Source organism: Ruminococcus callidus ATCC 27760 (genome assembly GCF_000468015.1).
GTDB classification, from domain to species: Bacteria; Bacillota; Clostridia; order Oscillospirales; family Ruminococcaceae; genus Ruminococcus_C; species Ruminococcus_C callidus.
Genome location: NZ_KI260486.1, coordinates 15,732 through 20,654, shown reverse-complemented (window position 1 = coordinate 20,654; position 4,923 = coordinate 15,732). Strand labels below are relative to the sequence as shown.

The 4,923-nt window shown below is 54.8% G+C and carries 5 protein-coding genes; 1 reads left to right on the top strand and 4 read right to left on the bottom strand.

All coding sequences use genetic code 11. From position 1 onward, the window contains the following. Positions 1-381: 381 nt before the first annotated feature. The 4 genes from RUMCAL_RS13295 to RUMCAL_RS13280 form a co-directional block, all read right to left on the bottom strand. The gene (locus RUMCAL_RS13295; protein ID WP_021683503.1) at positions 382-735 is read right to left on the bottom strand and encodes a hypothetical protein; all 354 of its coding nucleotides are present in this window, start codon (positions 733-735) and stop codon (positions 382-384) included. 15 nt (positions 736-750) lie between these two features. Next, positions 751-1,869, bottom strand: coding sequence for a phage portal protein (locus RUMCAL_RS13290; protein WP_242823520.1), 1,119 nt, complete (start codon positions 1,867-1,869; stop codon positions 751-753). 246 nt (positions 1,870-2,115) lie between these two features. Next, a complete protein-coding gene (locus RUMCAL_RS13285; protein ID WP_021683501.1) occupies positions 2,116-3,369 on the bottom strand; it encodes a PBSX family phage terminase large subunit in 1,254 nt (417 codons plus the stop codon). After that, positions 3,356-3,850 carry a terminase small subunit gene (locus RUMCAL_RS13280; protein ID WP_021683500.1) on the bottom strand — a complete coding sequence of 165 codons (495 nt, stop codon included), beginning with the start codon at positions 3,848-3,850 and terminating at the stop codon, positions 3,356-3,358. Before RUMCAL_RS13280 ends, RUMCAL_RS13285 begins: the two co-directional genes overlap by 14 nt. A 292-nt stretch (positions 3,851-4,142) precedes the next feature. Between RUMCAL_RS13280 and RUMCAL_RS13275 the strand changes: the two genes are divergently transcribed. After that, on the top strand, positions 4,143-4,895 hold the full coding sequence (locus RUMCAL_RS13275) for a TraX family protein (RefSeq protein WP_021683499.1): 753 nt from the start codon (positions 4,143-4,145) through the stop codon (positions 4,893-4,895). The last annotated feature ends 28 nt before the right edge of the window (positions 4,896-4,923 follow it).

Below are 4,923 nucleotides of genomic sequence, written 5' to 3'. Positions count from 1 at the left end.
TAAAGAAAAAAAGAAGCGTAACTCCTTGTGAAATGGGTTGTATACGGAAGATGATGAACAGATAAACTTGCAAACGCCGTAAAAATAAAAGTCACCCACTTACACTAGAAAACACCTGAATACCAACATTACCGATACAGGCAAGGGCAACAATCGGCGTTGGCAAGCCCAAGGCGGACAGCGAGGAACGAGCGAATTCCGCCGAACGGTTTCGACATGACTGCCCCAGAAAGTACACTTCACGGAGGAACCCCACCACCGCCTAACGACAGTTCTCCTCCCTCTGTGACGGCAAGCCCAAGGCGGACAGCGAGGAACGAGCGAATTCCGCCGAACGGTTTCGACACGACTGCCCCAGAAAGTACACTTCACGAAGAACCCCTACACCGTCTGAAACAAAAACGTTTCATCTTCCAGCAGCGACCGGCATAGCCGGCGGTATGCCTGTACCAGCAAGCCGGCAAACTCCAGCTTCTGGGCAGCGTCTGTGTTCTGTGCGATCGTTCCGGCAAAGGTGCAGGCTGCCCGATCTCTGGCGGCGGTGATCTCCGTGTACCGGAGAAACGCCACCGCTGCCGCCAGCCAGTTCAGACGGGCATCGTCCTCGTCTGCTCCGTCCTTTAGAGCCTGCTGCACTTCCAGAACCGCTTCGTCCAGAACAGGCTGTACCGCGTCAGGCAGTTCCTCCTCGCCGGCAAACAGCAAAAACAGCGAGCGGATCTGATTTTGTACCATTTTTCGAATCCCTCCTCAGCAATTCTCCAACTGTTGTTCCAGCTGTGCCGCCTGTGCGTTCCACAGCCGTGCCTGTGCATACTCGGTTTCGTCCTGTAGATTGATGTTGCTCCACTCCACCGAAACACCTGCCGCAGACCCCGCCAGCCGCAGGAATGCGATCCCCACACGGCGGAGCACCGGCTCCAGCAGGCGGCGGTAATATTCTAATTCAGAAGTCAGAATATCCGCCTGCTGGCTGCTCATGCGTTCGGTAGAAGTCCAGTTCAGCCCCAGCAGAAACGGCGGAATGGACAGCTTGGCGATCAGCTGTTCCAACAGCTGCCGCACCGGCACTTCCGTATCCAGCAGGGCATTGTCCGCCCCGATGACTCGAATGTCCACATCGCCGGCACAGATAAAATCCCGAATCTCGCCCTGTGTGCCGGCACGCATGCCCTCGCTCCACTCTCTGGCGATCTGTCTTGCCCGTTCGCCGGCATAGGCACGTTCAGCCGGATCGGCAGAGGGCTTATAGGTAACAGCATAGCGGACGTTGCCCATGCGGTCGTAATTCTGCCCGATACACTCAAAGATCCGCAGCAGAATCCGGCTCAATGCCGGCAGTCCACGCAATACCGATACTCCATAAACACCGCCGGCAGGGGGATTTAGTGCCGTAAACAGGATGCGTTCCGGTCTTGCGATCCGCACCATGTCCGATTCCTGCTCCCCGCGAAGCCAGTACTGCCGTTCCAGCGGCTGACTGCCGGAGCGAATCTGTACCAACTCTGCGGGGACTGTCTGTAAGCCGCCCAGAAAGCCGGTGCGGTTGTCGATCAGCATTTCCCCCAGAGCATTGCCGTAGGTCAACAGGCTGTCCAGATAACAGTCCGCAAAACTTTGCAGGGACTGTCCGGTCAGCCCCACCGGCACGTTCTGTACAAAATCGTCCAGCTGCGGCTGCATGCGTCTGTCCTCGCACACCAGCCGGAAACTGCCGGTGAGCCGGACGATTTTTCCGATCGCGGCATCGATCACCGGCACCGCCCGACGCAGTCCGGTGTACAGTGCCGCTTCACAGGGATTCGGCGTTTCCGGCACGGCATAAGGCTGTTCCTGCCGTGCCGCAGTCTGTAAAATGCCGCCGCCCACAGGCGGTTTCTTTTTCCTCGGAAATAATCCCATACATTCTGACGGGAAAAGGACGTCAATACCGCACAAAGATTGTGCGACAGATGCGTCGTCAAATTTTCCGTCAGATGGAGCAAAAAGCAGAGTGAATACTTGATGTATTCACGAGCATTTTTGTGAAATATGACGGGAAATTTGCAAGCAGATGGCGTGCAAAGTCACCAGACGCTCTTTGTGCGGTATTGCCGGAGTGCTTTTCCCGTCATCTCACCTCCTTGCTGCGGATACCGCAAAAAATCCGTCTGCCGGATTCCGGCAGACCACTGTGCGTACAAAATAACGCATGTCGTCCATGGCGTGGTCATGCTCCTTTTTGGGAGCATCTCCGTGAATGGAATCGTTCCAGCAGTACTGGCTGAACTCTCGCCGAATATCCCGACAGGATTCGCAGAACCGCAGCTTGTCTTGCAACAGCAGGCGGCTGACCTGCTGAATGCCGGCGTTCACATCGTTGTCTGCCGGAAGCACCCGAAATTTCCCGTGGCTGTGAATGCAAGCGATAAAGCTTGCTGCGGAAGGGTCCACCACCACAGTTTCGATGTCATATCCGGCGGCAAGCTGTTCCAATGCGGCATAGTGTTCCTCATCGGTTCGCCGTTCGCCCTCGGCTCTTGCGTCATAATAGTATTCCTCCAGCCGGTACCACGTGCCGTCACAGTGCCCCCACAGCCCGAAAGAGGACGGGTTCACTGTGCCGTAATCACAGGAGATCCAGTAGCGGTCACAGGGCGGAGCCGACGGCACCACATGGCGTTCCGGTGTAAACATGGGATACACCAGCCCGTCCGCCGCCGTCCACTTGCCCAGTACAAACCGGTCATAAAATGCCCCGCTGTACATGCGTTCGTACCGCTGCCGCACACGCTTGGAAAGAGAGGGGTTGTCCGCCATGGTGAAATGGAGATACAGGGCGTGTTTTTCCTTGGTCTTGCGGATCCACTCCCGATAGAACCAGTGGTTCGGGTGGTCGGGGTTGCAGTTGAACCACAGCCGCGACCCCGTCACACTGCACCGTGCCAGTGCCTGCTCCACAAAGGAACGGGGCATCAGTGCCACTTCGTCCAGAAATACCCCGCAGAGCGTCATGCCCTGAATCAGTGCCGCAGAACTTTCGTCCCTGCCGCCAAAGAGATAGAACCGGTTCGTCCTGCCGGAAAGAGAAATGTCCACATAATTCCTGCTCACCCGTTCCAGACAGGTGAACCCCAGACTGCCCAGCAGTTCCAGCAGCGGTGTCATGACATTTCGCTTCAGGGACGTGATCGTCTTGCCGCACAGGGCAAAGCTGCCGTTCTGGAAACAGGTCATCGCCCAGCTGACAAAGCCGATAGACATGGCGAGAGTTTTTCCCGAACGAACAGCACCGTCACAGATAATGGCATCATAGTCGCAGTAGGGCTTGCGGCTCCACCACGACATGGCGAGTTTCTGCTGGGGCGAAAAGTTCTTAATCTTCTGCATCGCTGTCCACCGCCTCTCTGCCGGAAAGTGCTGTCAGCAGGGCATGTGCCGCCGCCTTGCCGTCTGCATCGCCGCCGTACTCATACAGAGCCGTCAACGCTTTCAGCCGGTCAAAGAAGTGGATCTCCATGCCGCCGTTTTTGTCCCGCTTCACAGAGGACACCGGAAACAGATCCAGAGCCTGTACCGCTGCCGCCCCAGGCGGTTCCTCTGCCAGCAGCAGCCCGATCGCATCATTGCTTCTGCCGAACGCCAGCCGTTCCAGTCCTGCCCGTACCGCTGCCGCCGGATCATCGTGGAGCACACTGCGGTAGTTCGCCACCATGCGGCGATAACACTGCTGCCGGAGAATCGCCGCCCCGTCTGCCGCAGCCGTTTCCGGTGGGTATCCGGCACACCGTGCCGCCTCTGCGACATCGCCCAGTCTGGCATAGTGACAGCAGAACAGGGCACGCCGTTTGGATTCCGTTGAGTTTGACATATCTTTCCATTTCTCCTTTCGGTTTTCTGCGACAGGAACTGTTCGTTTCCGACAACCCCTCTCACTAATAGGCTCTCAGAGGGCAAAAGTTGCACGCCGACGTGCAACTATGAACTCGAATTTACACGATGTCTTATGATTGTTTACATTCGAAGCTGTTTTTACCATGTTTTGGCTTGACAGATAGGCTTCACCGTGCTATAATATATGCGTAATCAATATTATACGACGTATAATATTGCAATAAAAAAAGAAACGCACATTCCACAAAGAGAGAGGAAGGCGGTATCTGATGTATCAGTCTGACACAAAATCACATGCGGGCTGGAGCCAAAACGTCCTAAAATACATTGCTATGGGGACGATGCTGCTCAATCACATCGCTACAATTTTTCTGCCCGCTGGGACGGTGCTGTGTGAACTGTTCACCGCAGTGGGATACTTCACAGCGATTTCCATGGTCTATTTTTTGGTGGAGGGATATGGCTACACCCGTTCGAAGCGAAACTACTTTTTCCGCTTGCTGTTGTTTGCGGGAATCTCCCAGCTGCCGTATGACTTGGCATTTTCTGAAACAGATACGCTGAAGTTCTGCGGGTTGAACATGCTGTTTACCCTCTGTATTTGCTTTGGAATCCTTTGGGTGCTGGAACACGGAAACAATCGCTGGATAAAGGGCGTTGCGGTTTTGGCACTGATCCTGCTAAGCAGCATCAGCGACTGGGCATGGCTGGCACCGATTTTCACACTGCTGTTTCGCTGGGCAGGAAAGAACCGCACCAAAGAAGCCATTGCATTTGCCGTTGCAGCACTGCTGTTTGGCGGAATGAATGTACTGGGTGGATTGGGACGTTTCTCCTTAGAAGAAAACCTGCTGTATGCATTTTTAAGTATGGCGGGAATTGGCACATCTGCCCTCGGCATTTTGTTGTGCTATAATGGAGCACGCGGAACACGATGCCGGACATTTTCCAAATGGTTTTTCTATCTTTTTTATCCTGTTCATCTGCTTATTTTGGGAATTCTTCGAATTTTCCTGCAATAAAGGCAATACCGCACAAAGAGCGTCTGGC